32 protein-coding genes and 1 tRNA gene are annotated in these 26,373 nt (G+C 68.4%); 9 read left to right on the top strand and 24 right to left on the bottom strand.

What is annotated here, in order from left to right:
• Position 1 precedes the first annotated feature (1 nt).
• From C0V75_RS06995 to fabF, 17 genes are all read right to left on the bottom strand, one after another.
• Complete coding sequence (locus tag C0V75_RS06995) at positions 2–874, bottom strand: DUF2163 domain-containing protein (RefSeq protein WP_101920195.1); 873 nt, start codon at positions 872–874, stop codon at positions 2–4.
• The gene (locus tag C0V75_RS06990) at positions 871–1,503 is read right to left on the bottom strand and encodes a DUF2460 domain-containing protein (RefSeq protein ID WP_101920194.1); all 633 of its coding nucleotides are present in this window, start codon (positions 1,501–1,503) and stop codon (positions 871–873) included. The genes C0V75_RS06995 and C0V75_RS06990 overlap by 4 nt, the downstream gene beginning before the upstream one ends.
• Positions 1,504–1,513: 10 nt before the next feature.
• Positions 1,514–2,152 (bottom strand): phage tail tape measure protein, encoded by a 639-nt coding sequence (locus C0V75_RS06985; protein WP_254216398.1) that lies wholly within the window; start codon positions 2,150–2,152, stop codon positions 1,514–1,516.
• Entirely contained in the window at positions 2,082–2,336 is a 255-nt protein-coding gene (locus tag C0V75_RS23145) for a rcc01693 family protein (protein ID WP_173861049.1), read from the bottom strand. Before C0V75_RS23145 ends, C0V75_RS06985 begins: the two co-directional genes overlap by 71 nt.
• The gene (locus tag C0V75_RS23140) at positions 2,336–2,659 is read right to left on the bottom strand and encodes a gene transfer agent family protein (protein WP_173861048.1); all 324 of its coding nucleotides are present in this window, start codon (positions 2,657–2,659) and stop codon (positions 2,336–2,338) included. The genes C0V75_RS23145 and C0V75_RS23140 overlap by 1 nt, the downstream gene beginning before the upstream one ends.
• Entirely contained in the window at positions 2,659–3,072 is a 414-nt protein-coding gene (locus C0V75_RS06975) for a phage major tail protein, TP901-1 family (RefSeq protein ID WP_101920192.1), read from the bottom strand. Before C0V75_RS06975 ends, C0V75_RS23140 begins: the two co-directional genes overlap by 1 nt.
• Positions 3,073–3,082: 10 nt before the next feature.
• Complete coding sequence (locus C0V75_RS06970; RefSeq protein WP_101920191.1) at positions 3,083–3,478, bottom strand: DUF3168 domain-containing protein; 396 nt, start codon at positions 3,476–3,478, stop codon at positions 3,083–3,085.
• Entirely contained in the window at positions 3,475–3,801 is a 327-nt protein-coding gene (locus tag C0V75_RS06965; RefSeq protein WP_371410672.1) for a head-tail adaptor protein, read from the bottom strand. The genes C0V75_RS06970 and C0V75_RS06965 overlap by 4 nt, the downstream gene beginning before the upstream one ends.
• A 5-nt stretch (positions 3,802–3,806) precedes the next feature.
• Positions 3,807–4,406, bottom strand: a complete 600-nt coding sequence (locus C0V75_RS06960) for a hypothetical protein (RefSeq protein ID WP_101920189.1) — start codon at positions 4,404–4,406, stop codon at positions 3,807–3,809.
• A gap of 60 nt (positions 4,407–4,466) precedes the next feature.
• Complete coding sequence (locus C0V75_RS06955; protein WP_254216397.1) at positions 4,467–5,648, bottom strand: phage major capsid protein; 1,182 nt, start codon at positions 5,646–5,648, stop codon at positions 4,467–4,469.
• Positions 5,649–5,677: 29 nt separating this feature from the next.
• On the bottom strand, positions 5,678–6,193 hold the full coding sequence (locus C0V75_RS06950) for an HK97 family phage prohead protease (protein WP_101920187.1): 516 nt from the start codon (positions 6,191–6,193) through the stop codon (positions 5,678–5,680).
• 3 nt (positions 6,194–6,196) lie between these two features.
• The gene (locus C0V75_RS06945) at positions 6,197–6,445 is read right to left on the bottom strand and encodes a hypothetical protein (RefSeq protein ID WP_101920186.1); all 249 of its coding nucleotides are present in this window, start codon (positions 6,443–6,445) and stop codon (positions 6,197–6,199) included.
• Positions 6,442–7,620: a phage portal protein gene (locus C0V75_RS06940; RefSeq protein WP_101920185.1), complete on the bottom strand. Its 1,179-nt coding sequence runs from the start codon at positions 7,618–7,620 to the stop codon at positions 6,442–6,444. The genes C0V75_RS06945 and C0V75_RS06940 overlap by 4 nt, the downstream gene beginning before the upstream one ends.
• A gap of 63 nt (positions 7,621–7,683) precedes the next feature.
• Positions 7,684–9,039 (bottom strand): DNA-packaging protein, encoded by a 1,356-nt coding sequence (locus tag C0V75_RS06935; RefSeq protein WP_101920184.1) that lies wholly within the window; start codon positions 9,037–9,039, stop codon positions 7,684–7,686.
• On the bottom strand, positions 8,975–9,268 hold the full coding sequence (locus tag C0V75_RS06930; protein ID WP_101920183.1) for a hypothetical protein: 294 nt from the start codon (positions 9,266–9,268) through the stop codon (positions 8,975–8,977). The genes C0V75_RS06935 and C0V75_RS06930 overlap by 65 nt, the downstream gene beginning before the upstream one ends.
• A 240-nt stretch (positions 9,269–9,508) precedes the next feature.
• A complete protein-coding gene (gene mltG, locus C0V75_RS06925; protein WP_101920182.1) occupies positions 9,509–10,684 on the bottom strand; it encodes an endolytic transglycosylase MltG in 1,176 nt (391 codons plus the stop codon).
• Positions 10,684–11,946: a beta-ketoacyl-ACP synthase II gene (gene fabF / locus C0V75_RS06920; protein WP_101920181.1), complete on the bottom strand. Its 1,263-nt coding sequence runs from the start codon at positions 11,944–11,946 to the stop codon at positions 10,684–10,686. The genes mltG and fabF overlap by 1 nt, the downstream gene beginning before the upstream one ends.
• A gap of 251 nt (positions 11,947–12,197) precedes the next feature.
• Between fabF and C0V75_RS06915 the strand changes: the two genes are divergently transcribed.
• Positions 12,198–13,025 carry an oxaloacetate decarboxylase gene (locus C0V75_RS06915; RefSeq protein ID WP_101920180.1) on the top strand — a complete coding sequence of 276 codons (828 nt, stop codon included), beginning with the start codon at positions 12,198–12,200 and terminating at the stop codon, positions 13,023–13,025.
• Positions 13,026–13,822: 797 nt separating this feature from the next.
• Here C0V75_RS06915 and C0V75_RS06910 read toward each other — a convergent pair.
• From C0V75_RS06910 to fabD, 4 genes are all read right to left on the bottom strand, one after another.
• The gene (locus C0V75_RS06910) at positions 13,823–14,056 is read right to left on the bottom strand and encodes an acyl carrier protein (protein ID WP_023666215.1); all 234 of its coding nucleotides are present in this window, start codon (positions 14,054–14,056) and stop codon (positions 13,823–13,825) included.
• Between the two features lie 176 nt (positions 14,057–14,232).
• Positions 14,233–14,970, bottom strand: coding sequence for a 3-oxoacyl-[acyl-carrier-protein] reductase (gene fabG / locus C0V75_RS06905; protein WP_101920179.1), 738 nt, complete (start codon positions 14,968–14,970; stop codon positions 14,233–14,235).
• 64 nt (positions 14,971–15,034) lie between these two features.
• Positions 15,035–15,508, bottom strand: a complete 474-nt coding sequence (locus tag C0V75_RS06900; protein WP_101920178.1) for an ASCH domain-containing protein — start codon at positions 15,506–15,508, stop codon at positions 15,035–15,037.
• Between the two features lie 149 nt (positions 15,509–15,657).
• Positions 15,658–16,593 (bottom strand): ACP S-malonyltransferase, encoded by a 936-nt coding sequence (gene fabD / locus C0V75_RS06895; protein WP_101920738.1) that lies wholly within the window; start codon positions 16,591–16,593, stop codon positions 15,658–15,660.
• 248 nt (positions 16,594–16,841) lie between these two features.
• Between fabD and C0V75_RS06890 the strand changes: the two genes are divergently transcribed.
• The 7 genes from C0V75_RS06890 to C0V75_RS06860 all read left to right on the top strand — a co-directional run bounded on the left by C0V75_RS06890 (position 16,842) and on the right by C0V75_RS06860 (position 22,433).
• On the top strand, positions 16,842–18,311 hold the full coding sequence (locus C0V75_RS06890) for a methyl-accepting chemotaxis protein (RefSeq protein WP_143710404.1): 1,470 nt from the start codon (positions 16,842–16,844) through the stop codon (positions 18,309–18,311).
• Positions 18,268–18,807 carry a PACE efflux transporter gene (locus C0V75_RS06885; protein ID WP_216821423.1) on the top strand — a complete coding sequence of 180 codons (540 nt, stop codon included), beginning with the start codon at positions 18,268–18,270 and terminating at the stop codon, positions 18,805–18,807. Before C0V75_RS06890 ends, C0V75_RS06885 begins: the two co-directional genes overlap by 44 nt.
• Before the next feature lie 153 nt (positions 18,808–18,960).
• Positions 18,961–19,398: a 30S ribosomal protein S6 gene (gene rpsF / locus C0V75_RS06880; RefSeq protein WP_101920177.1), complete on the top strand. Its 438-nt coding sequence runs from the start codon at positions 18,961–18,963 to the stop codon at positions 19,396–19,398.
• A gap of 26 nt (positions 19,399–19,424) precedes the next feature.
• Positions 19,425–19,652, top strand: coding sequence for a 30S ribosomal protein S18 (gene rpsR / locus C0V75_RS06875; protein ID WP_023666208.1), 228 nt, complete (start codon positions 19,425–19,427; stop codon positions 19,650–19,652).
• 12 nt (positions 19,653–19,664) lie between these two features.
• Positions 19,665–20,237 (top strand): 50S ribosomal protein L9, encoded by a 573-nt coding sequence (gene rplI, locus C0V75_RS06870; protein WP_101920176.1) that lies wholly within the window; start codon positions 19,665–19,667, stop codon positions 20,235–20,237.
• 174 nt (positions 20,238–20,411) lie between these two features.
• Positions 20,412–21,425 carry a GSU2403 family nucleotidyltransferase fold protein gene (locus tag C0V75_RS06865; RefSeq protein ID WP_101920175.1) on the top strand — a complete coding sequence of 338 codons (1,014 nt, stop codon included), beginning with the start codon at positions 20,412–20,414 and terminating at the stop codon, positions 21,423–21,425.
• Between the two features lie 69 nt (positions 21,426–21,494).
• Entirely contained in the window at positions 21,495–22,433 is a 939-nt protein-coding gene (locus tag C0V75_RS06860) for a DMT family transporter (RefSeq protein WP_101920174.1), read from the top strand.
• 52 nt (positions 22,434–22,485) lie between these two features.
• On the opposite strand, the gene tig is transcribed toward C0V75_RS06860, so the two are convergent.
• The 3 genes from tig to C0V75_RS06845 form a co-directional block, all read right to left on the bottom strand.
• Positions 22,486–23,820 (bottom strand): trigger factor, encoded by a 1,335-nt coding sequence (gene tig, locus C0V75_RS06855; RefSeq protein ID WP_101920173.1) that lies wholly within the window; start codon positions 23,818–23,820, stop codon positions 22,486–22,488.
• A gap of 25 nt (positions 23,821–23,845) precedes the next feature.
• Positions 23,846–23,930, bottom strand: a tRNA-Leu gene (locus C0V75_RS06850).
• Between the two features lie 230 nt (positions 23,931–24,160).
• A complete protein-coding gene (locus tag C0V75_RS06845; RefSeq protein ID WP_101920735.1) occupies positions 24,161–25,789 on the bottom strand; it encodes an NAD(P)H-hydrate dehydratase in 1,629 nt (542 codons plus the stop codon).
• A gap of 174 nt (positions 25,790–25,963) precedes the next feature.
• On the opposite strand from C0V75_RS06845, the gene C0V75_RS06840 reads away from it, so the two are divergent.
• On the top strand, positions 25,964–26,302 hold the full coding sequence (locus C0V75_RS06840) for a P-II family nitrogen regulator (RefSeq protein WP_101920172.1): 339 nt from the start codon (positions 25,964–25,966) through the stop codon (positions 26,300–26,302).
• Positions 26,303–26,373 lie beyond the last annotated feature (71 nt).

The raw sequence follows: 26,373 nt of genomic DNA, 5'->3' as shown, positions 1-26,373 counted from the left end.
CTCAGCCCCCCGCCGCCACTTCGCGCGCTGGCGAAGCGGTCACCCAATCCTCATCCGGTACATGCGGGAAACCACGGAAATTCCTGAAATTCTGGAATTTCTGCCGACAAGTCTCCGCCCGCCCGTCACAGCCCACCACCAGCGAAACCACGCTTCCCGGCCCAGGCTGCGCCCCCGGCTCCTCCCAGAGTTCCACAAACCGCAGACCTCCCTCCGCCCGGTCGGCCTTCACCGTCCCCGACAGGCCCGCCGCCGCCCCGTCCAGAAACCGGCACAGCCCCCCCTCGAACCATCCCGGCGCAAAGGCCGTCTCCGCCTCCAGAACCAGACGCCGCCCCTCCGTCACCGATTGCAGCCGGAACCGCCCCGTATGGGCCGCCGCGTTCAGGTCCAGACCGCAGCGCCGATCCCCCACCACCGCATCGCAGCCCGACCGGATCACCCGCCCCAGCGGCCGGTTCAGCACCTCGGACAGCCCCCGCAACTCCACCCGGAATGCCTGCCCCCTCTGCTCCACCTCGCCCAGCGTGCCGCGAAAGCGCAGGCTGCGCATCTCCGGCGCGGCCCAGTTCACCAGCCACATCCGCACCACCGCCCCGTCATAGCGCCCCGCGCGCAGATCGGCCTCGGATATCCCCGCATCCGACAGCGCCCCCACCGCCTCCGAATTGTCCACCGCCAGCCCCGCCACCTGGCTCAGCGCCCGCGCCGTCATCCCCGTGCCCGCCCGGAAGGCGAATCCCTCGAAGTCCAGATCGCGGTCATGGTCGGTGAACCCCATCTCCACCCCATCCCGCCGCGTCACCGCCCAACAGAGACAGGTCGTCGCCACGCCTTCCCCCAGATGCGCCGCCAGCGCCTCGGCACCGCTCACAGCCGCACCTCCACCACCGGCACCGATGGCACCTCTCCCGCCTGAAAGGACGCGACCGACACCGCGATCCGGTCCGTGTCGAACCGCACCGGCACGTCGAATTCAAACCCCGCCGTGACCACCGCCCCCACATCCGGCGGCTCGGCAAAGGTCAGCAACCCCGCCACAGGGTCCAGCGCGTAATCCACCGTCTCCACCTTCGCATCCCCCCCCACCGCCGCCACCACCGTCCCCGCCACCGGCTTCAGGATCGGGCGGCGGAAGGCCGTGCCGAAGGGATCATAGGTCTTGGCCAGGGCAAAGACCCGCTCCGCCCCATCCCCCGCCCCCAGCACCTGATCCAGCGCCGACACCCGCGCCGAAGGCTTGCAGGATTTGAAATCCGCCCAATCCTTCCAGCGAAACCCGTAAAGCTGCCCGCGCCGCGCCTCGAAAAAGGCGATCAGCGCCGCCACATCGTCCAGCGACCGCAACCCGAGCCCCGCATCATAACGCCTCCGCGATTGCGCCCAGGGCGTGTTGCGCTCTTCAAACCCGTTGGCCAGCGTGACGATCTCCGTCCGCCGCTCCGGCCCGCCCGTCGATCCGAAACTCAGATTGGCCGGAAACCGCACCTCATGGAAACTCATCACCACCCCCTCACCGGTTCCGCTGCCCGCGCGCCAGCGCCCGCGCCGCCTGCGCCGCGATCTGGCTCTGGCTGCGCTCGAACCCCTTCACATCCGGCGTCGTGATGTTCATCACCACCGACACGGGCCGCGCCCCGCCCCCCGCCTGCACGCCCAGCCGCCCATCCGCGCCCCGCGCCAGGGGCAAAATCGCCTCCGGCCCCGCCTCGCCCATCAGCCCGATCCCGCCCCGCATGGGAAAGACCGTGGGCGAACTGACCACCCCGCCCTGCGCGAAAGGCGTCACCCGGCCCTGCGCAAAAGCCCCGCCCTTGGCGAAACCCATCACCCCGGACAACAGCCCGTTGATCCCCTCCGCCAAGGCCCCTCCCAGAGCGTTCTGCACCGGCCGCATCGCCACCGCATAGACAGACCGCGACAGGCTTTCCGCCACCTGCCCCAGCGCATCCGACAGCCGCATCCCGTCGAACACCACCCCGTCAAAGGCCCGCCGCAGCCCGCTCCCCAGGGCCGAGGACAGGCTTCCCACCTCCCGCCCCGTAAACAGCATGGTCTGGCTCAGCCGCGTCAGTTCCTGCTCAAAGGCCGCCGTCACCGGCACTGCCCCGTCCAGCCGCGCCTCCAGCTCCGCCAGATCGTCCCGCTCCATCGCCGCTCTCCCCATCCGGAAACGCCGCCGCCAGTTCCGCCAGCCGCGCGCGCGACAGGGGCGGCACCGCCGCCGCCCCCACCCCCAGCATCACCCGCAATTCCGCAGGCGTCAGACCCCAGAAATCGCGGGGCAACAGCCGCAACCCCCCGATCCCCGCCCGCATCAATCCGGGCCAATCCATCACGCCCCCTCGCCCGGCACCGCAAAGGCGCGGGCCAGCAGTTCTGCCGCCGCCCGCGCCGCCCCCACCGGGCCGCCGCCGATCTCCACCGTCATCAGATCGGCCGCGCGCCCCTGCCAGCCGCCGCCGCGCAGCCCCGCCACCAGCAGCGCCAGCACATCCCGCGTGGAAAACCGCCCCGCCTCGAACCGCGCCACCAGCGCCATCAGGCTGTCCTCGCCCAACGCCGCCTCCAGCTCCGCCAAGGCCCCCAGCGTCAGCTTCGCCAGATGGGGCCGGCCATCCAGCACCACCTCCACCTCGCCCGCAAAAGGATTGGCCATCACAGCGCCGTAAAGGCCAGGGCCCCGGCCGAGGCCAGCGTCAGCTCATAGGTCGCCTCGCCATTGTAACTCCCGGCATATTCGATGGCGGAAATCTGGAACGGCCCTTCCACCACTCCGAAATCGGGGATGATGACCTGGAATTCCGGCATTTCCCCGTCGAAGAAGATCTGCCGCGCCCGTTCATCCGTCGCCGCATCGCGAAAGACGCCCGCGCCGCTCACCTGCGCCGACCGCACGCCTGCGCCCGCCAGCAACTCCCGCCACCCCCCCGCGCTTTCCAGAGATGTCACATCCACCGTCTCGGCGTTGAAGCTGATCCGCGTCGCGCGCAGCCCCGCCACCGTCTCGAACTGGCCGTCCCCGGTCAGATCCACCTTCACCAGCACGTCCTTGCCGTTCTGCACCGCCATCACACGCTCCTCACGCCTCTACCCGCACCCGAAAGACCAGAGTGATCCGCCGCTCCGCGCCATCCTCCGACCGTTTCGCCACCGCCCGCTGAAACCGCGCGCCAACCACCCGCCCCGGCCCCGGCAGGGCGAGGCCCTCCATCGCCACGCAGACCGCCGCCGCCACGCCCTTCGCCGCCTGAAACCCCGCCGCGTCCGACAGCACCGAAATCTCCACCCGATGCTCCGCCCCCGCCCCCGTGGCGTCAGAGGCATCGCGCACCTCCTCGGCCCCGATCAGGACGAAGGTCCCTGCAGCCCCACCCGGCGGCACGGCATCCAGCACCGGCACCCCCGCCAGATCGCCCGCCGCCAGCAGCGCGCCATGCACCGCCGCCTGCACCGCCCCAGCCAGCCCATAGCTCATCCCGAAACCTCCTCGCAGGCGCAGGTCAGATAGCGCCCGCCCGCATCCGCCTCCGTCACCGCCAGCACGCGAAAGGCCCGCGCCCCGTCCCGGAACCGCATCCCCGCCACGGGCCGCAGGTCATGGCCCAGAGGCAACCCCCGCAGGATCACCCGCAAAGGCTGCACCGGCACCGCCGCCCCCAAGGCCGCAGCCTCGCGCCCCGCGCCGGGCCGGACCTCGGCCCAGACCGTGCCACGCGCCTGCCAGACCTCCGCATAGCCCCCTGCGCCATCGCCCGCGCGCATGGCGACCTCAAGCGTCAGGCGCCGCGTCAACCGCACCCCCCTCATCCCGCACCCCCGCCAAGGATACGCACCGTCCGCCAACGCTCGATCAGGGCCTGCACCGCCACCGGCAGCCCCGCCACCCCATCCCCCGGATCATGCCGCATCTCGTAGAACTGCGCCGCCAGCAGCATCACCGCCTGCCGCAGATCGGGCGGCAGATTACCCCATTCCGCCCCGAACCCCGCCGTCAGGGAAATCTCCACCCGCCCGCCCGTCGGGATCACCGGCAAGGCCCCCGAAGCCGCCACCAGCCGGGGCCGATGCGCATCCCGCTCCAGCCGGAACCGCGCCGCCTCCAGCACCAGGCGCGCGCCGGTCCCGTCCACCAACGCAATCTCGCCAAGTGCCACCACCGGCGCGATGGGCAGGGCCTGCGCCCCCTCCCCCCGCCATGCCCCCAGCACCAGCCGAAACCCCCGCGCGATCAACGCCTTGGCCGTCCGCCCTTCGATCACCGCCAGCGCCGCCCGCAAATGGCTCTCCACCAGCCCCGCCTGCAACGGGTCCCCCTGAAACGCCGTCCCCAGCCGCAGATGATCGGCCAAAGCCGCCACCGGCAGCGCCGATCCCGGCACCGCCCCCGTCTCTTCCAGCACCATCACGCCTACCCCCGCCTGCCAAACCGGGGCGGGGCCGCCAAGGCCCCACCCCCTCACCGCTCACGACACCGCAAAGCGCAAGAGCTTGATCGCCGCGTAATCCGTCACATCGCCCCCCACGCGCTTTGACGCATAGAACAGCACATGCGGCTTCGCGCTGAACGGATCGCGCAGGATGCGCAGATCGGGCCGCTCCGCGATGGTGTAACCCGCCCGAAAGTCGCCAAAGGCGATGGCATGGGCCCCCGCCGCGATATCCGGCATGTCCTCACAGATCAGGACCGGATATCCCATCAGCCGCGCCGGTTCCCCGGCCGCCAACCCGTCAGACCACAGGAAGCGCCCATCCGCATCCTTCATCTTCCGCACCGCTCCGGCGGTCTTGGAATTCATCACGAAAGACGCATTCGCCCGATACTCCGCCCCCAGCGCATAGACGAGGGTGATGATGCAATCCGCTGGATTCGTTGGTGAAAAGTCCGACGCCGCCCCCGACGGCACATAGCCCAGCGATCCCCAGGTCCAAGACGCATTCGCCACCTTCGGCGCGGTCAGAAACCCCTTCGGCTTGTCCACCCCGTCGCCCGAAACAAAGGCCGCCGATTCCGCCCGCAAGAACCGCGTGGCGATCTTCCCGGCCAGCCAGCCCTCCACGTCAAAGGCGCTGTCATCCAGCAGACGCTGGCTCGCCTTGGGCATGGCTGACAGTTCATGCAGTCGGATCGACACTCGCTCCAGAATCGGAGTCGCCGTCTCGGCCTGCGCCGCCGTCTCGGTCGCCCAGCCCGACCCCACCTCGGACCGGTCCACCAGCACGTCGAAAGACGACGCTTCCACCTGCACCACCTGCGCGATGGCGCGGATGGAGGCGGTGGAGACCAGCACCGACTTCACCGCCTCTGCCGTCTGCGGATCGACCAGATAGCCGCCATCCGCCGCCACTGCGGTATTCAGCGCCTTGCCCTCGGGGACGATGCCGCGCAGGCCATCATCATCCCCCGTCCGCAGATAGGCCGCAAAGGCCTTGCGATGCGGCACCCCCGCCTCCGCCGCCGCCGCCAAAGGCGGGCGGCCATGCCCCGCCATCTTGCGATCCAGCATCGCCACACGCTCCTGCTGCTCTTTCACCAACACTTTCACCTCACCCTGAAAGGCCCTGACCTCGCTGACGAAATCCGCCAGCGCCGCCTTCACTTCCACAGCCGCATCCGCCCCGCCGGGGGCCTCCCCGGCAGTCTGCATCCACTCCATCGCTTTCCCTCCGAAAGGCGCTACCGCGCCGCCAACCCGGCCCGCGCTGCCTTCAGCGCCGCCACCAGTTCTCCCGCCGCCCCCTTCACCGCCACCCGCGCCGCAGGCAGCATCGGAAAGGTGACCAGCGACACTTCCCACAACTCCACTTCCGCCAGAAGCCGCCGCCCCTGCGGCCCCCGCTCCGCCCGCACCGTGCGATACCCGATCGACAGCCCGTCGATCGCCCCCGCCGCCAGCAGCGCCGCCGCCTCGCGCCCCTTCTCCAGCTCCGTCAGCAACCGCCCCTTCACCCACAGGCCCCGCGCATCCTCGCGCACCTCGTCCCATACCCCGATGGGCTGGCCCGGATCATGCTGCCACAGCATCCGCACCCGGCCCCCGCTTGCCGCCATCCGCGTCAAGGACGCCGCATAAGCCCCTGGCAACACGACATCTCCGCCCCGGTCCACCACCCCGAAGACCGAGGCATATCCCTCCAGCGCCGCGCCTTTCATCACCAGCCCGGCCCCGCGCATGTCCTTCCGCTCCCACATCGCTCACCTCACCAAAGCCGCCATCACCACCGCCTCCGCCCCCTGCGCCAGCAGGAAGGCCGCCACCCCGAACACCATCAGCCACAGCCGCCGCTCCAGCCGCTCCAGCGCCGCCTCGATATGGCCCAGCCGGTAATCCAGCGCGGTCCAGCGCTCCTCGCTCACGCGCTCATGCGCCTCGATCCGCGCCGTCGTCGGATCGAAACTGTCGAACAGGAACCGCGACCCGCCCGCCGGCCCCGCCCCCTTCATCCCGGCTCCAGCGGCGGCAGACCCAGCGCCGCCCTCTTCTCCGCCGCCGTCAGGAAATCCGCCGCCGCCACCCGCGCCCAGGCCGCATCCCGCTCCACCGCCAGCGCGGGGATCATGTCGAGGTCCGGCCGCATCTCCACCGCCTCCCCCTGATGCGCCGAGAGCCAGCCCGACACCGCCGCCAGAACCCGCGCCGCCAGTGGCAGCACCGTCAGCCGATAGAAGGCCCGGTTCGCCTCGGCATAATTCGCATAGGTCGCATCGCCCGGTATCCCCAGCAGCATGGGCGGCACGCCAAAGGCCGTGGCAATCTCGCGCGCCGCCGCCTCCTTCGTCTTCTGGAACTCCATGTCGCTGGGCGAAAACCCCATCGGCTTCCAGTCCAGCCCCCCTTCCAGCAGCATCGGCCGCCCCGCATTCCGCGCGCCCTGGTGATGCGCCTCCATCTCGCCCACCAGCCGGTCATATTGATCCGGCGTCAACATCGACTGCCCATCCGCCCCCTTGTAGACAATCGCCCCCGAAGGCCGCGCCGCATTGTCCAGCAGGGCCTTCGACCAGGCGCTCGCGCTGTTATGCACGTCGATGGCCACCGCCGCCGCCTGCAAGGGCGAAAAGCCGTAATGGTCATCCTGCGGATGGAAACTGCGGATATGGCAGACGGGCGGCGCCTCCCCCGTCACGCCGAACCGATGCACCCGCCCCCCGACGGTGTAATCAAAGGCCACGGGCCAGCCATCCGCCCCCGGCACCACCGCCATCCGGTCAGACCGCAGCACATGCAATTCGCCCGGCAGCAGCCCATCCCCCGGCACCGCCTCCAGATAGGCATTCCCCGACAGCAGCAACTGCCCGTAAACCGCCTCCAGCAGTTCCGCCCGCCCCTGCGCCGCATTGGGCCGCGCCAGCAGCGCCGCCATCGGATGCGCCTCATAGCGCCGCTCGGCATCCTGCACGATCAGGGGCAGCGCCGCCGCCGCCTCGGCAATCAGCCGCACCGCCCGAAACCCCACCGGGTTGCCCATGAACCCCGTCCGCGTCAGGCTGCCCGCATCCCGCGCCGACCAGACCGCACGCCCCCCCATGCCCCAGACGGCCACGCGCCCCGCGGCACTGGCCTTCCGCTCCGGCACCGCCTGCACCACCGGGGCCTTCCTCAGAAACCGCAACACCATTCCACGCCCCCTCATCCGGCTGTCTCAAGACACCGGCGCAATCCTCTGAAATTCCGATGAAACCTACAGGCTCCGCATCTGCGGGCGCCGCCAGGCCGCCGCGCGATCCACCATCAACTCGGTCAGCGCCCAGACCAGCGCATCCACCCGATCCGGCGACCCCGGGCCGACAAAGCCGCCCCGCGTCATCTGCCCCATCTGCGCCTCCAGCCGCGCCAGCCCCGGCCCATGCGCCACGCGCCCCTGTTCATACAGCGCCGCCACAGGCTCCGCCCGCGCCACCTTGCCCTTGCTGGCATGAACCAGCGTCAGCGGCAGAAAGGCCTCCTGCTGCCGGATCACCGCCGCCACCAGATCGCCACCCATATTCGCCTCGGCCACCATCCGGTCGGCGGCATGGCGGCGAAAGGCCTCCACCGCCGCCGCCGCCCAGCCCGCCGCGCCAAGGCCCTGCACCGACGCATCCTCCATCACCACCGCGCGCCAGTCCTGCGGCGGCCCGTCCAGCATGGCCCCCACGACCAGGATGCCGCATTCATCCGCCCCCGCGCCGCTGCTGGCGGGCGGGTCCACCGCCACCACGATCCGCGATATCGCCGAGACCCGCACCCCCTGCGCCGCCGCGATCACCTCACGCGGCCAAAGCGCCCCGTCCGCATCCTCCACCAGCAGCCCGTCCAGCTCTTCAATCCCGCGCCGCGTGCCGCCATAGCGCGCCTCCATCTCGGCAAGAAAGCTCTCCGCCAGATTGGCCCGGTTAGCGCCCGTGGGCGCATGGGTCACGACTGTCGAAGGGTTCTTCAGCACCGCCTTCAGCACCGCCACATTGCGCGGTGTCGTCGTCACCACCGCCTGCGGCATCTCGCCCAGCCGCAGCGCGAATTGCAGCATGTCCCATGTCTCCTGCGCCTTGGGCCATTTCGCCAGTTCATCCGCCCAGGCGGCATCGAATTGCGGCCCCCGCAGGCTTTCGGGATCATGCGCCGAAACCACCTGCGCCACCGCGCCATTCGGCCAGACCAGCCGCTTGCGCGCGGCCTCCCAATCCGGCTTCCGGTCAGGCGGCGCGCAGGCCATGATCCCGCTTTCGCCAAAGACCATCACCTCCCGCACCTGATCCACCGTCTCGCCGACCAACGCCACGCGCCGCGCCCGGCCCGGATCGGCAGGCCCGGCCCCCTCGACCTGGCCCCGCACCCATTCCGCCCCGGCCCGCGTCTTGCCCGCGCCACGCCCTCCCATGATGACCCATGTCCGCCAGGCGCCATCCGGCGCGATCTGATGCGGCAGCGCCCAGAATTCGAACAGCCAGGGCAGCGCCAGGAAGGCCGCCTCGCTCAGCCCGTGCAGGAACTCATGCACCACCTCCGGCGTCGCGGAGGCGAGCCAGACGGCGCCCGATCTCAACCCGCGCAGCATCGAGGTCGAGGGCACGCCCTCCGACGACGCCGGCCACTTCGTTGCGAAACCTGTCAACTCTCACCCTCTCATCCAGAACCACCGCCAGGGCCATCTGCAACTCGCCCACGGCCCGCCGCGCCCGATCCGCGCCCTCGCCCTGGTCTGTCATCACCCCGGCCAAAGCCACGGCCAGATCGCGCGCCGCCCGGTCCAGCACCTCCAGCGCATGATCCAGCGCCTCGGTCATGCCCCGCCCCGAGGCCCGCCCATTTCCATCCTGCATCGAACGGCCCGCCCCCTGTCACCCCGAAAGGCGGAAAAGGAAAAGCGGCGCCGGGGTCACCCCCGGGCCGCTTGCCCACCTATTCCATCATGGCTTAAGTCCTACGCCAGACCGGCCGCAGAGTCAAGCTATTTTACAACCGATATCAATGGCTTACCGAACGTTCCGGTAACCCCGCCTTAACCTTTCGGCCCGGCCAGAGGCTCAATCCTGCACGCCCGATTCCTCCTGCGCCCCGCGCTCCCGCTCGATGGCCCGCCAGCGCGCCACGTTCTCGTTATGCTCGGCCAGCGTGCGCGCAAAGGCATGGCCACCCGTACCATCCGCCACGAAATACAGGTAATCGCTGTCCTCCGGGTCCAGCGCCGCCTCGATCGACAGCCGCCCCGGATTGGCAATCGGCGTCGGCGGCAGCCCGTCGATGACATAGGTGTTCCACGGCGTCTCGCGGCGCAGCTCGCTCTGCCGCAGCCCGCGCCCCAGCACGCCCTCGCCCCGCGTCACGCCATAGATCACCGTCGGGTCCGTCTGCAACCGCATCCCCTGCTCCAGCCGGTTGACGAACACCGCCGACACCCGCCGCCGTTCCTCCGGCACGCTGGTCTCCTTCTCGATGATCGACGCCATGATCAGCGCCTCCTCCGGCGTGTCATAGGGCAGCCCCTCCACCCGGTTCGCCCAAAGCTCCGCCAGGGTCGCCGCCTGCCGCTCCGCCATCAGCGCAAGCAGCTCCGCCCGATCCGCGCCCCGCGCCACCTCATAGCTGTCCGGCGCCAGTGTCCCCTCCGGCGGCACTTCGGCAATCTCGCCCGTCATGAACTCCGCCCGCCGCAGCGCATCCACCACCTGCCAGCTCGTCACCCCTTCGGCCAGCGTCACGCGCCAGCGGATGTCATCCGCCTCCGCCACCGCCAGATACTCCTCCGGCGCCGCTTCCACCGCCGGGTCAAAGGCCACCACCTCTACATAGCGGTTCGTCGCCGGGTCCAGTTGCCGCAGCACCACCTCGGAACTCGCCACCGATATCCGGAAATTCACCTCGCGCCCGCAGGTGGATTGCCCGCCCGCCGTCACCGAGTCCAAAACCTGCGCCATGCTCGCCCCCGGCAGCACGAGGTAGGAGCCGAATTTCAGATCATCCGCCTTGCCCGAATATTCCGCCCCGATCCGGAAGATGCGCGCATCCGAAATCGCCCCCTGTTCCTCCAGCGCGCGGCTGACGCCCGACAGCGAATCCCCCCGCTCCACCCGGAAACAGATCGCCTGTTCCAGCGGGCCAGAGCCTGCAAACTCCTCCCGCCCCCAGGCCAGCAGCCCCGCCGCCATCACCAAGAGCACGATGAACAGCGTCAGCGCATTCGACGCGATGGACCGCCACATCAGCCCGCCACCCGCCCCAGCACAAGGCTGGCATTGGTCCCGCCAAAGCCGAAGGAATTGGACAGCGCCACGTCGATCTTCCGCCGCACGGCCTTGTTCGCCGCAAGGTCCAGCTTCGGCTGAACCGCCGGATTGTCCAGGTTGATCGTCGGCGGCGCCACCTGATCGCGGATCGCCAGCACGCAGAAGATCGCCTCCACCGCGCCCGCCGCCCCCAGAAGATGCCCGATGCTCGACTTGGTGGATGACATCGTGGCCTTGCCCGCCGCATCACCCAGCAACCGCTCCACCGCGCCCAGTTCGATCGTGTCGGCCATGGTGCTGGTGCCATGAGCGTTGATGTAATCCACCTGATCCGGCCGCAGCCCGGCCCGCGCCAGCGCGGCACTCATCGACCGGAACCCGCCATCGCCATCCTCGCTCGGCGCGGTGATGTGATAGGCGTCCCCCGACAGACCATAGCCCAGCACCTCAGCATAGATCTTCGCGCCGCGCGCCTTGGCGTGCTCGTACTCCTCCAGCACCACCACACCCGCGCCTTCGCCCATCACGAACCCGTCGCGGTCGGCATCATAGGGGCGCGAGGCCTTCGTCGGATCCTCCGCCCGCTTGGTGGACAGCGCCTTGCAGGCATTGAACCCGGCAATCCCGATTTCCGAAATCGGGCTCTCCGCGCCGCCCGCCACCATCACATCGGCATCCCCCCACTGGATCAGCCGCGCCGCATCCCCGATGGCATGGGCCCCTGTCGAACAGGCCGTCACCACCGCATGGTTCGGCCCCTTGAATCCAAAGCGGATCGACACCTGACCCGAAATCAGGTTGATCAGCGCACCGGGAATGAAGAAGGGCGACACCCGCTTCGGCCCCTTCTCCTTGATCAGCACCGCCGTCTCGGCAATCGAGGTCAGCCCCCCGATCCCAGACCCGATCATGACGCCGGTCCGCAACCGGCCGTCCTCATCCTCGGGCATCCAGCCCGAATCCCGCACCGCCTGTTCAGCCGCGGCCATCCCGTAAAGGATGAAGTCATCCACCTTGCGGCGGTCCTTCGGCTCCATCCAGTCATCGGGGTTGAAGGTGCCGTCGCTGCCATCGCCGAAAGGGATCTCGCAGGCATATTGCGTCACGACATTCGACGCATCAAAACGCGTGATCGGCCCCGCCCCGGATTTCCCGGCCAGCAGTCGGCTCCAGGTCTCTTCCACCCCGCAGGCCAGCGGCGTGACCATCCCCAGACCCGTGACAACGACCCGACGCATCCCGCCCCTCCGCAATGAAAGCTTCCCGCAGGGGTGATACACGGGGGGGCAGGCCCGTGCAACACGGCCCCACCGCCAGCCCCCCCGCGCCCGCCACTCCCCGCCGGTCCGGACGGGCCTGCCAGGGCAGACGGGCGGCAACTCCCCCCCCGCCCCTCCGCGGCACCCGATCCAACCCCGCGCGCCCCTGCCACTTGCGTTCCTCTTTCGTTCCACCTACCCTGAGCCGGCGCCACCAGAAGGCCCGCGCCATGACCGATCCGCAAAGCCGCTTCACCGCCTTCAAGGCCCTGCATGACAGCGGTCCCTGCTTCGTCATGCCCAACCCCTGGGATGCCGGCTCCGCCCGGCTTCTCGCCAGCCTCGGCTTCAAGGCGCTTGCCACCACCAGCGCGGGCTATGCCTTCGCCCGCGGCAAGCGCGATTCCGCCGCCGAGCTTTCGCGTGACGAAATCCTCGACAACGCCGCCGAGATCGCCGCCGCCACCGACCTGCCGGTTTCCGCCGATCTGGAAGACGGCTTCGGCACCGCACCGGAGACCTGCGCCGAAACGATCCGCCTTGCCGCCGCCCGCGGCCTTGTCGGCGGCTCCATCGAAGATGCGACCGGCGATCCCGCCAGCCCCATCCTCGACGCGGGCCTTGCAACCGACCGCATCCGCGCCGCGGCCGAGGCCGCCCATGGCCTGCCCTTCCTGCTCACCGCCCGGGCCGAGAATTTCCTCTGCGGCCGCCCCGATCTCGATGACACGATCCGCCGCCTGCAATCCTATGCCGAGGCGGGGGCGCATGTCCTCTATGCCCCCGGCCTGCCCGATCTCGCCGCCATCCGCAGCCTCTGCGCGGCGGTGGACCGGCCGGTGAATGTGGTCATGGGCCTGCGCGGCCCGCTCTACAGCACCGCCGACCTCGCCGCCGCCGGTGTCCGCCGGATCAGCGTGGGCGGCTCCTTTGCCCGGGCCGCCTGGGGCGGGCTGATGCGCGCCGCGCAAGAGGTGCTAGAACAGGGCACCTTCACCTATGCCGAAACCGCCCTGCCCGCCGCCCGCCTGCAGGCCACGCTTCCCCCGCGCGCCTGACCGCCCCCACCTCCTGCCTCCGCGCATTTCGCCCCGACGCCCGCGTCCTCGGCCGCCGCATCCCCCCCACGTCCCCGCCAAGCTTGCCCCGCAAACCATCTCCCGAACGACCCACCCACCTTCTGTCTGAAAACATCCTCGGGGGGAGGCGCGGAACGCGCCGTGGGGGGGGTGAGACGCGCCCGGGCGATCTTCCAGTGGAAGATCGCCAGCGTGGAACGCCCGATGGTCTCACCATCGGGCCGGGTGACAGCCCCCCGTCCGACGCATCCACCCGCGCGACGCCCAAAGGCCGGGCATCAACCCACTCCCAAAGGCAGCACCCCGCAAAACCCCGAAACGACGCGCTGCACCCCGCCACGCCCCACCCACTTTCTGTCCAAAAATATCCTCGGGGGGAGGCGCGAACGCGCCGTGGGGGGCAGACAGCCCCCCGTCCAACGCATCCACCCGCGCGACGCTCATGGGCCGGGCACCAACCGCCTCCTGATGGTGAGCGCGCGGGAAGCCCCGAAACGACGTCAGCCTGCCCCGCCCGCAGGACCGCCGCCACCCATAACCCAGACCTATCCCAACCACCCGCCGCCATCACCCCGACCCCGGCGCATTAACCTTAACGCCCCGTAATCCCCCCGCGCGTGGCCACAGTTTGCGGCACAGGATGCGGCACGAAGCACGGCACAGCCAATTTCCGCCCGGCACCCGGATTAACAAGCCAGCCCAAAGGCCTGGCCCTGGCGCAAAAGAAAACGGGCGCCCCCTTTGGGACGCCCGTCATCCACAGGATCCGGATCGGATCAGGCGGCTTCCGAGATGAACTTCACCGCATCGCCGAAGGTCTGGATGGTCTCGGCCGCGTCATCCGGAATCTCGATCCCGAACTCTTCCTCGAAGGCCATCACCAGCTCGACCGTGTCGAGCGAATCCGCGCCCAGATCGTCGATGAACGAGGCGTTCTCGGTCACCTTGTCCTCTTCGACGCCCAGATGCTCGACGACGATCTTCTTCACGCGTGCGGCGATGTCGCTCATGTCTCTTCCTCTTTTCCGTGGCGGGCGCGCCCGTCCCTTGTCCCTGCCCCGAAGGGCATCTTCCCCGCCATTGCAGGCGGGTTGGCCGGGTTTCGCCCGGGCCTTTCGCCGCGCCTATACCAAGGGCGTTCCCGCAAGGCAAACGCTTTCCATGGTGCCTTCGGCGCGCACGATCCTCAGACCATGTCCATCCCGCCATTCACATGCAAGGTGGCACCGGTCACATAAGCCGCTTCCTGCGAGGAAAGATAGAGGACCGCCGCCGCGATCTCCGCCGCCTCGCCCATCCGTCCCGCCGGAACGGCCGTCAGGATGCGCGCCTTCTGTTCCTCATTCAGCTTGTCGGTCATGGCCGTGGCGATGAAGCCCGGCGCCACCACATTGACCGTGATCCCCCGGCTCGCCACCTCTGCCGCCAGCGATTTCGACAGGCCCAGAAGCCCCGCCTTCGCCGCCGAATAGTTCACCTGCCCGCCATTGCCGGTGGTCCCCACGACCGACCCGATATTCACGATCCGCCCCCAGCGCGCCTTCATCATCCCCCGGATGGAGGCCCGGCACAGCCGGAAGGTCGCGGTCAGGTTCACGTCAAGCACGCTCGCCCAATCCTCGTCCGACATCCGCATCACAAGGCCGTCCCGCGTGATTCCGGCATTGTTTACAAGGATATCCACCGATCCCATCGCCTCGGCGGCCCGCTTCACCAGCCCCTCGACCTCTTCCGCCACCGACAGGTTGCAAGGCAGCACATGCGCCCGCCCGCCCAGTTCCGCCGCCAGCGCCTCCAGAGGCTCCACCCGCGTGCCCGACAGCCCGACCGTCGCACCCGCGCCGTGCAGCGCCCGGGCAATCTCCGCCCCGATCCCGCCCGAAGCGCCGGTGACCAGCGCCGCCTTCCCCGTCAGATCGAACATCCACAGCTCCCTTGCGAAAATCTTGGGCGTCGTCCTAGCAGCATCCCGCCCGCCGCGCCACCCGTCACGCCCGCGCCGCCAGAAGGGCCCGCGCCTCCGCCTCTTCCGCCGCCACATGCTCCGCCGCCGCAGCAGCAAGCTCCGCGTCGATCACCGCGACCAGGCGGAACTCCTCCCACCACAGCCACATGTCGGGCGCAAAGACCCCCGCCTTGCGGAAGTAATCCTCATGCGCCGCCTGCCAGAAGGCCAGCGATCCGTCCCCCTCGCCCTCCAGCGCGGCAAAGGCCTCGTCGATCTGGTCATAGCGCCGCCGCCCCACGGCGACCGTCTCGATCACCGCCACGGCCCGCCCATCGGCCATCACGGCCCACCGCATGCCCGGCTCCGTCGGGTTCTCCTCCCGCCCATCCCAGACCGTCGCCCGCTTGCGCCCGGCGATCACCAGCGCCGCCAGCCGCGCATGCATCCCCTCCGACCCGAAGGAAAGACAGGGCAGCCGCCCGAAGCCCTCAACCACGACAGTCTGTTCGTCCATTTTCTGTCCCCAGATTTCCCGCAGGCGGAGGCGCCGCCCTTGCGGCGCCGGGGGCCGCACAGGCCCCCCGAACCCGAGCCGGAGCGGATGCGGAGGCGAGAGGAAAGGCTTGCAGCGGCACGCCGCCCCGCTCCCGTCCCGGCGCGGCTTCAGCCCTTCGCAGCCGCCACATCCTCCGGCGTGCCCACCGCGCGCAAGGACACCTCGCCCGACACGATCCGCTTGATCATCCCCGACAGCGCCTTGCCCGCACCGATCTCCCAGAACTCGGACACCCCCGCGCCCTCCATCCAGATCACGGATTCGCGCCAGCGCACCGATCCCGTGACCTGCGCCACCAGCAGGTCGCGGATGCGGTCCGGCTCCGTCACCGCCTCGGCCCGCACATTCACCACCACCGGCACCACCGGCTTTTCCACCACCACGGCGGCCAAGGCCTCGGCCATCACCCGCGCGGCAGGCTGCATCAGCGCGCAATGGAACGGCGCGCTCACCGGCAAGAGCAGCGCGCGCTTGGCCCCCTTGGTCTTGGCGATCTCCACCGCCCGCTCCACCGCTGCCTTGTGGCCCGAGACCACCACCTGCGCCGGATCGTTGTCATTCGCCGCCTGACAGACCTCGCCCTGCGCCGCCTCCGACGCCACCGCCACCGCCGCCTCGAAATCCAGCCCCAGCAGCGCGGCCATCGCCCCCACGCCCACCGGCACCGCTTCCTGCATCGCGCGGCCCCGGATGCGCAGCAGCCGCGCGGTATCGGACAGGCTCAGGGCCCCCGCCGCGCACAGCGCCGAATACTCGCCCAGCGAATGACCCGCCACAAAGGCCGCATTGGAGGCGACCGAAATCCCTTCCGCCTCCAGCGCCCGCAGCGCCGCGATCGAGGTTGCCATCAAGGCCGGCTGGGCGTTCTGCGTCAGCGTCAGTTCCGCGATGTCGCCTTCCCAGATCAGCGCCGACAGCTTCTCTCCCAGTGCCGCATCCACCTCGTCAAAGACGGCCTTCGCCGCCGGATAGGCCTCGGCCAGCGCCCGCCCCATCCCGATGGTCTGCGCCCCCTGGCCCGGAAACACGAATGCACGGCTCATCGCCCGCCCCTCCTTCATCACCCGGCCCTCTCCCGGCCCGCCCCCCGGCTTACCCAATGCGCCTCTGCCGCGCAATCTCCGGCCCACCCTGCCCTCAGCCCCGCGGCGGCCTCGCCATCCGCGGCTGAACTGGCACGACTTCTGCAAACCGCTCAACCATCGGTAAACCACCGGCCAGTATCGTCGTTATCCAATGCGAACTGCTGCCCGCACCGGGTCGCAGGCCTCCAGCCCATGACAAGGTGACCATGAAAGACATTTCCACCGACGAAATGCCCCTGATCGCGGATCGTGGCCCCTTCCCCGCATCGCTTGGCCCGGCAGGTGCCGCCCTCTCGATGCCCGAAACCGCCGTGATCCAGGAGATTGCGGTCGAAGTCGGCACCCTCTCCGTCTCCCTCGCCGATGTCTCCGGCGCGGTCGAAGATGTGGACAAGCTGATGACCAAGCAGGTGGAAACCCTGCGCGGATTGCGCGGCCTGTCGGAATCGCTCGCGCGCGGCAATGACGCCATCCGCGATGCCGCCCGCTCGGCCCTCGCCGCCACGGTCGATGCGCGCCAGACCGTCGCCTCGGGCCAGACCCGAATCGATGCCGCCCTTTCCGATGTCACCGCACTCGCCAATCAGGTCGCGCTCTTCGGCGAAAGGATCGAGGCGCTCACCACCGCGCTGACCAAGGTCGCCCGCGCCGCAGGCGACATCGACGCCATCGCCCGCACCACCAACCTCCTCGCCCTCAACGCCTCGATCGAGGCGGCCCGCGCCGGGGCCGCAGGGCGCGGCTTCATGGTCGTCGCGCAAGAGGTGAAACAGCTTTCCGGTCGCACCCAGGACGCCACCCGCCAGATCGAGGGCAATCTCGCCGATCTCACCCGCGAAATCACCGCCATCGCCGAAACCGGCCGCGCCGCCGCCGACCGTGCCGCGCAGGTCAAGCGCGAGGCGGGCCATGTCGCCCGCGTGATGACCGAAATCGACGGCGCGGTCCTCACCATCGCCGACCGGCAGGACCAGATCACCGAAACCACCGAAACCGCCACCAAGCTCGTCACCGCCACCGAAGACGGCTTCCACGGCATCGGCGCCGGGGTGACACAGTCGGCAGGCCGCCTCTCCGCCGCCAAGGCCAGCCTCTCCGATCTTGTCGATGCCAGCGAACGCCTCGTGTCCTCCACGGCCCGCCTCGGGGTGGAAACCGTCGATACGCCCTATATCAATGCCGTGCAGCGGGCCGCCGAGGAAATCTCCGCCGCCTTCACCGCCGAGGTGGAGGCAGGTCGCTTCTCCCTCCGCGACCTTTTCGATCACGCCTACAGGCCGATCCCCGGCAGCGATCCCGAACAGGTCATGGCCGCCTTCACCGGGCTGACCGACCGCCTGCTCCCCGCCATCCAGGAACCGATGCTGAACCTCTCCTCCGCGGTCGTCTTCTGCGCGGCGGTAGATACCAACGGCTATCTTCCGACCCATAACCGCAAATTCTCGCAACCACAGCGCCCGGGTGACCCGACCTGGAACGCCGCGAACTGCCGCAACCGCCGCATCTTCGCCGATCGCGTCGGTCTGGCCGCAGGGCGCAACACGAAACCCTTCCTGCTGCAATCCTACCGCCGCGACATGGGCGGCGGCACCTTCGCCCTGATGAAGGACGTCTCCGCCCCCATCTTCGTCAATGGCCGCCACTGGGGCGGGCTGCGGCTGGCCTATCGCGTCTGACGCGCCGGGCGCGCGGGCGCGGCGCACCCTTGCCGCCCCGCCGCCGCCATGGCACATCCGCACCATGGCCCTGCACCACCACCCCCGCCTGCGCCGCGTGATCTACGCCACCAGCTTCGAAGCGGGCGGCGTGCTCCTCTCGACCGTCATCCTCCTCGCCATGGCCGAAACCTCGGCGGGCAGCAGCCTCGTCTTCTCCATCCTCGCCTCCACCGTCGCCATGCTCTGGAACCTCGCCTTCAACGCCGGGTTCGAGGCCTGGGAATCCCGCCAGCCCGTCAAGGGCCGCAGCCTCGCCCGGCGCAGCGCGCATGCGATCCTCTTCGAGGCGGGTCTCGTCCTCTTCCTCCTGCCGCTCACAATGTGGTGGTTCTCCGTGACCCTCTGGGAGACGCTTGCCTACGAGGCCGCGCTGATCGTCGCCTTCCTGATCTACACCTGGGTCTTCACCTGGGCCTTCGACCGCCTCTTCGGCCTGCCCGCCTCGGCCCGCTGACGCAAACCGCCAACCCTTGCGCTCCAGCCGCCTTTCTGTATAAGGCCGCATCCTTTCCGCAATAACACGAACCGGCGCAGCCTCTCGTGGACGGGCCGCGGAAAGGCCGAACGCCCGCCCTATGAAATGCGCCTTGATAGAACTGGAGTGCACATGGCTCTTTACGAGCATGTCTTCATCGCGCGTCAGGACCTTTCCAACGCGCAGGCCGAAGGTCTCATCGAACATTTCTCCACGGTTCTCGCGGATAACGGCGGCAAGGTCGTCGAGTCCGAGTACTGGGGCGTCAAGACGATGGCCTACAAGATCAACAAGAACCGCAAGGGCCACTATGCCTTCCTGCGTTCGGACGCGCCCTCGGCCGCCGTGCAGGAAATGGAACGCCTGATGCGCCTGCATGACGACGTGATGCGCGTCCTGACCATCAAGGTCGAAGCGCATGGCGAAGGCCCGTCGGTGCAGATGCAAAAGCGGGATGACCGTGAACGCGGCGACCGTCCCGAAGGCGGCTTCGGCGGTGGCGAACGCCGCGAACGCAGCTTCGGCGACCGCCCGGAACGCACGGGCGACCGTGGCGGCTTCCGTCGTTGATCAGGCCCAGGAAAGGACCATAAACCATGGCGAACAAACCGTTTTTCCGCCGCCGCAAGGTCTGCCCCTTCTCGGGCGACAATGCTCCCGCGATCGACTACAAGGACGTCCGTCTCCTGCAACGCTACATTTCCGAGCGTGGCAAGATCGTCCCGTCCCGCATCACCGCCGTCTCGGCGAAAAAGCAGCGTGAACTGGCGCAGGCGATCAAGCGCGCCCGCTTCCTCGCCCTGCTTCCCTATGCCGTGAAGTAAGGAGAGACCCACATGCAAGTCATCCTCCTTCAGCGCGTGGCCAAGCTTGGCCAGATGGGCGAAGTCGTGAACGTCAAGGACGGCTACGCCCGCAACTTCCTCCTGCCGCAGGGCAAGGCGCTCCGCGCCAACGAGGCGAACATCAAATCCTTCGAGGCCAAGAAGGCCCAGCTCGAGGCGCAGAACCTCGAGACCAAGAAGGAAGCCGATGCCGTCGCCGCCAAGCTCGACGGTCAGTCCTTCGTGGTGATTCGTTCCGCCTCGGATGCCGGCGCGCTCTACGGTTCCGTCACCACCCGTGACGCCGCCGAAGCCGCGACCGCAGCCGGGTTCACCGTGAACCGCGCCCAGGTCGTGCTGGATCGCCCGATCAAGGATCTGGGCCTGCACACCGTCACGGTCGTGCTGCACCCGGAAGTGACCGTGAAGGTCACGCTGAACGTCGCCCGCTCGGCCGAAGAGGCCGAATTGCAGGCCTCGGGCAAGTCGATCCAGGAACTGGCGGCCGAAGCCGATGCCGCAGCCGATTTCGAAATCGCCGAACTTTTCGACGATATCGGCGGCGCGGCCTCCGAAGACGCGTAAGCGTCCTTCGATACCAGACCAAAGCAAACCGCGCAGGGCAACCTGCGCGGTTTTTTCTTTGCACGGCCATGTACAACAAACGCTGTCCATTGTTGTACATGGCATGGACTACAATTTTGACTCGCGTTGTCCATAGATGCTATAGACTACAAAAGAAAATTCCGTAGTCCAGAAATGCGCCCACATAGCCCCACCGCCCTCGCCGCCTATACCGACCTGCTCCGCATCCTGCGGGAAGAGGATGCCGCAGACATCACGGGTGCCCCCTTCCTCGAACGGCGCGGCAAACGGGGCTATTGGTACGAAACCCGTCGCATCGGCAGCACGGTCCGCAAACGCTATATCGGCGAAGACACGCCCGAAACCGCCGCCCTCGTCGCCCGCGCCCGCGATCTTGCCGCCACCCGCGCGGATCGCAGCGCAAGGGCCAGCCGCCTGATCCGCATCCTGCGCGCCGAAGGCTTTCTGTCGCCGGACCGTACCACCGGCGCGCTGCTCACCGCCATGGCGCGGACGGGCGTCTTCCGCCTTGGCGGCACACTTGTCGGCACCCATGCCTTCCGCCATTACGAAGGCGAACTGGGTGTCACCATCCCCCTCGACGCCGCCGCCCAGACCGACGACCTCGACATCGCCCAGTTCGAACGGCTCTCCCTCGTGCTGGAGGACAGGGTTGAAACCCCGCTCGCCGATACCTTCCGCGACCTCTCCTTCGCCCCCATCCCGACGATCGACGGGCGCGCCGTCTGGCGATGGAAACAGGCCGGAACCGAAAGCCTTGTGGAATTCCTCACCCCCTCCTTCCGCCCCGAAGAAGACATCCGCGACCTGCCCGCCCTCGGCGTCTCGGCCCAGTCGCTGCATTACCTCAATTACCTGATCGCCGAACCGATCAAGGCCGCCGCCCTCTACCGCTCCGGCATCCTGATCCAGATCCCGCGCCCCGAACGCTTCGCCATCCACAAGCTCATCGTGGCAGACCGTCGCCGCGGCGGGCCGGACCAGATCAAATCCCGCAAGGATCGTGCGCAGGCCGAATTCCTCATCCGCATCCTCGCCGAGGACCGCCCCGAAGACCTCCGCGAAGCCTGGGAGGATGCCCGCTCCCGCGGCCCCAACTGGCAGACCCGGCTCGACGCCAGCCTCGCCCGGATGCCCGAAACCGCCGCCCGCCTCGCCGCGCTCTGACCATCGCCCGCGACATTCCATGTCGCCCGCGCCCAAGCCCCGCCCCCTCGGCCCGCCTAGCCTTGGGTCATGAGAGCCACAGCCCAGCCCCTGCCCGGCCAGACCGCAAAAGGCATCGCCTTCCTGGTCTCCGGCGTTGCCGTTTTCTCCATTCAGGACCTGATCCTGAAACTCCTCTCCGGGGCCTATCCGCTGCATCAGGCCATGGTCCTGCGCTCGCTCACCGCGATCCCCTTCCTGCTGCTGCTCGTGCATTGGGAAGGGGGCTTGCGCAGCCTCTTCACCCCCGGCACCCGCGCCATGATCTGGCGTGGCGGGGTCATGTTCGCGGCCTATACCTGCTATTACCTCGCCCTCGCCGCCCTGCCGATGGCCACCACCGTCGCGCTCTACTTCTCCGCGCCGCTCTTCATCACCATCCTCTCGGTCTTCTTCCTTGCCGAAAGGGTCGGCCCCCGCCGCTGGGTCGCGCTGATGGCCGGCTTTGCCGGTGTCCTCATCATGGTCCGTCCGGGTGGCGATCTCTTCGACTGGGCGGCGCTGCTCCCGGTGCTTTCGGGCCTCACCTATGCCATCTCCATGATCTCCGCACGCCGCCTCGGCAGCACGGAAACCGCCTCGGCGCTGGCCTTCTGGGGCAATGCCGTCTTCCTGCTCGGTGCGCTGCTGCTCTCCGCGATCTTCGGCAGCGGCGCCTGGGAGGGCGATGCCCATCCCTCGCTCGCCTTCCTGCTGCGCGGCTGGGTCACGCCCAGCGGTTTCGACCTGATGCTGATGATGGCCTGCGGCATCATAGCCGCGGCGGGCCTCACCTTGCTGACGCAGGCCTATCGCGTGGCCGAAGCCTCGGCCGTGACCCCGTTCGAATATACCGGCCTCATCTGGTCGGTGATCTATGGCTGGGTCTTCTGGCAGGACTGGCCCAATGGCACCGACTGGATCGGCATCGCCATCATCGTGGGGGCAGGCCTCTACATCCTCTGGCGCGAAGCCCGAAGCCGCGTATGAAAAAGGGCCGGAGGCTGCGCCCCCGGCCCTGCCTCCCCGAAGGGAGAAAGCCTTACATCTCGTCCAGCGCCTCGATGGCCTTCTGCAACGCGTCCTTGGCGACTTCCTTCTCGGTCACCTTGGCCCCGGCCACGATATGGTCCACGACCTTGTCCTCGAAGATCGGCGCGCGAAGCTGCTGCTGCACCTGCTGGTTCTTCTGCACGAACTCGAAATAGGCGCGCTCCTGCCCCGGATAGTTGCGGGCCTGCGCCAGAACGGCCTGCGTCATCTCCGCATCCGTCACCGTCACCTCGGCCTTGCGGCCCACTTCGGCCAGCAGCAGGCCCAGACGCACCCGGCGCTCGGCCAGCGTCTTGTGCTCATCCGTCGGCTCGATGTTGCCGTGTTTGTGGCCATGTTCCTCGGGATGCTCTTCATGCCAGAGCTGATGCGCGATCTGCGCCGCCTCGGCCTCCACCAGACGTGCCGGCAGGTCGAACTTCACCATGCCGTCCAGCTGATCCAGCAGCGCCCGCTTCAGCACGGCGCGCGAGGCGCCCTTGTATTCGGCCTCCAGACGCTCCGCGATCTGCCCCTTCAGCGCGGCCAGATCCTCGGCCCCGTATTTCTTCGCCAGCTCGTCGTCGATCTCGGCCGGCTTGGCCTCCTTCACCGCCTTCACGGTGCAGGCAAAGACAGCGGCCTTCCCGGCCAGATGCTTCGCGCCATATTCCTCGGGGAAGGTCACATTGACCGAAACCTCATCCCCGACCTTGGCGCCGATCAGTTGATCCTCGAAACCCGGGATGAAGGACTTGGAGCCCAGCACCAGCGGATAATCCTCGGCCGAGCCACCCTCGAACAGCTCGCCATCGACCGATCCCTTGAAGTCGATCACGATCTGGTCGCCATCCTTGGCCTTGGCGCCCTTCTTGCGATCCTCGAAATTCTTGGCATTGCCCGCCAGATTGGCCAGCGCCTCGTCGATATCGGCCTCGGAGGCCTTCACGACCAGCTTCTCCAGCACGATCTTGCCCGCATCCAGATCCGGGATCGGCGGCAGCGCCTCGTAGGACATCTCGACGACGACGTCCTTGCCTTCCTTCCAGTTCTCGCCATCCACCATCTTCACTTCGGGTTGCAGCGCGGGGCGGTCACCGGTCTTGTCGAAATGCGCCTTCATCGCGCCGTCGATCGCATCCTGCATCGCATCGCCCAGCAGGCGCTGACCGAACTGCTTCTTCAGGATCGCCAGCGGCACCTTGCCCTTGCGGAAACCCTTCATCTCGATCTCGGGCTGCGCCTCGACCAGCTTTTCCTGAACCTTCGCGTCCAGCTCGGCCGCCGTCACCGTGATGGTGTAGGCGCGCTTCAGACCTTCGTTCAGGGTCTCGGTGACCTGCATGTTTCCGTCCTTCTCATCTCATCCCTGGTGCGGGCGAAGGGACTTGAACCCCCACGCCGTAAGGCGCCGGAACCTAAATCCGGTGCGTCTGCCAATTCCGCCACGCCCGCAAATTGCCCAAAGCGCGCCCGTCCGTCCCCCTCAGGTCCGGCCCGCACGTGCCCTGAAAATTCCGCGCCCTTCTAGCAAAGCCCCACGGGGGATGCGAGAGGAAAATCAGGGCGAAATCTGACGCAGATTTCGCACCGTTTCCTGACGCAGGAAACGGACCCCGGCCGGCGGTCTCAAAGCGGAATTTGCGCCAAATTCCGCAGCGATTTCTGCGTCAGAAATCGCCGCCTCACACCCCCAACCGCCGGAACACCGCAGGCAGCATCTCGGGCAGGTCCTCCGCGATCAGCCCCGGCCCGAATTCCCGCGCGCATTCCACATGCAGCCAGGCCCCCGTGCAGGCCGCATCAAAGGCCGAAAACCCCCGCGCCATCAGCCCCGCGATGAACCCCGCCAGCACATCCCCCGACCCCGCCGTCGCCAACCAGGGTGCCGCCCGCTCGTAATGCGCCGAATTGACCGCACAGCGCCCATCGGGTGACGCAATCACCGTATCCGCCCCCTTGAACAGCACCACACACCCCGCCCGCGCCGCCGCCTCCCGCGTCGCATCAACCTTGGAATAGGCAGGCCCCCTGGTGGCCGGCGCAGCCAGCTTCTCCGCAATATCCGGAAACAGCCGCGCAAACTCCCCGCCATGCGGCGTCAGAACGCAAGCCCGATGCAGCGCCCCAACCAAGCCCGCCTCCCGCGAAAGGATCGTCAACGCATCCGCGTCCAACACCGTAGGGCGGGGTTCACCCCGCCTCTGAAGGGGTTCACCCCGCCGTTGAAGGGGTTCATCCCGCCGCACCAACACCGCCGCCACCAACCCCGCCTCCCGCGCGGCCGTCCCCAGCCCCGGCCCCAGACACACGGCCCCGATCCGCCCATCCTCCAGGACAGCCCCCAGTGCCGCCCCATCCTCCACCACCCGCAGCATCACCGCATCCAGCCGCGCCGCGTTCTCGACCAAGGCCTCCGAAGGACAGCCCACCGTCACCAGCCCCGCGCCCACCCGCAGCGCCCCCCGCGCCGCCAGCCGCGCCGCGCCGCCGCGACCGGAGGGGCCGGAGAGAACAATCGCCGCGCCATGCCCAAACTTGTGCGAAGAAGGCGTCTTCCGAAGCAGGTCGACGTCAGGGGCTTCAACCAACGGCACCCCAACTTCACTCCTCAGGCCGATATCAGCCACCACCAGCTTGCCGCAACATTCCGGTCCTTCAGCAAGATAGTGCCCCTGTTTCGCGCAGTGAAACGTCACCGTCAGGCGCGCGCCGAGACGGTCATCAGGATCCTCATCCCCTGTTCGAAGCGGAAGACCGCTGTCGGCGCTGAGACCACTCACGATATCTACCGCCACAACATAGGCATGACCAAACCGCGCCGTGTTGGCGAGTAGTCCAGCGATGCGCCGGACATTTGGTTCAAGGGCGCGGGTAAGCCCTGTCCCGAAAAGCGCATCGAAAAAGACTGGTTTTGGGTGTCGACCTTGGTCCGCCCCGACGGCACCGAACAGCGAAGAGGCGGCATTGCGCAAGGTAAACTCACCCACCTCCCCCATCCCCCGCCACCGCTCATAATTCACCCGCGCGTCCGGCGGCATCTGCTCGGGGTCGCCGTAGAGGAACACCTCCACCTCCCACCCCCACTCCTTGAGCAACCGCGCCACCACGAACCCGTCGCCGCCATTGTTCCCCGGCCCGCACAGCACCACCGCCCGGAACGACCCCGCCGCAAGCTCCGGCCATTCCGCAAAGACCGCCTCCACGACCCCCCGCCCGGCCCGCTCCATCAGCTCCAGACCGGTCACAGCGCCGCTCTCGATGGCCGCCGCCTCGATGGCGCGCATTTGTGCAGCCGTCAGCAATTCCGTCATTTTCCCGCCCATTTCATTCGCAAACCGCCCACCAAGGAGGCTTATTGCACAACTTTTAATCACACCACTCGGAAACCCGTGGCGAAGCGCCTCATCCGGCCCGCCCGCAATTGTGGCCCCAATGCGAACATGATGAGACGTCCTTGGCAAGCCACGCGGGGGGAGAGTCGGCCCATGAAGAAGATCGAGGCGATCATCAAGCCGTTCAAGCTGGACGAGGTGAAGGAAGCCCTTCAGGAAGCCGGCATCCAGGGCCTCTCGGTCACCGAAGTCAAAGGCTTCGGTCGCCAGAAGGGCCATACCGAACTCTACCGCGGTGCCGAATATGTGGTGGACTTCCTGCCCAAGGTGAAGATCGAGGTCGTGCTGACCGACGACATGGTCGAAGCCGCGATCGAGGCGATCGTCTCCGCCGCCCGCACCGACAAGATCGGCGACGGCAAGATCTTCGTCTCTCCCGTCGAACAGGCGATCCGCATCCGCACCGGCGAAACCGGCGACGACGCGGTCTGACCTGCTGGCCCAACCCATCCCCGCCCCGGCCCCGGCCGGTGGCGGCAACTGCAACAACCAAACCGAAAGGC

It is taken from the genome of Tabrizicola sp. TH137, assembly GCF_002855575.1.
Classification (GTDB): Bacteria; Pseudomonadota; Alphaproteobacteria; order Rhodobacterales; family Rhodobacteraceae; genus Paragemmobacter.
This window is presented reverse-complemented; position numbering and strand designations above follow the sequence as displayed.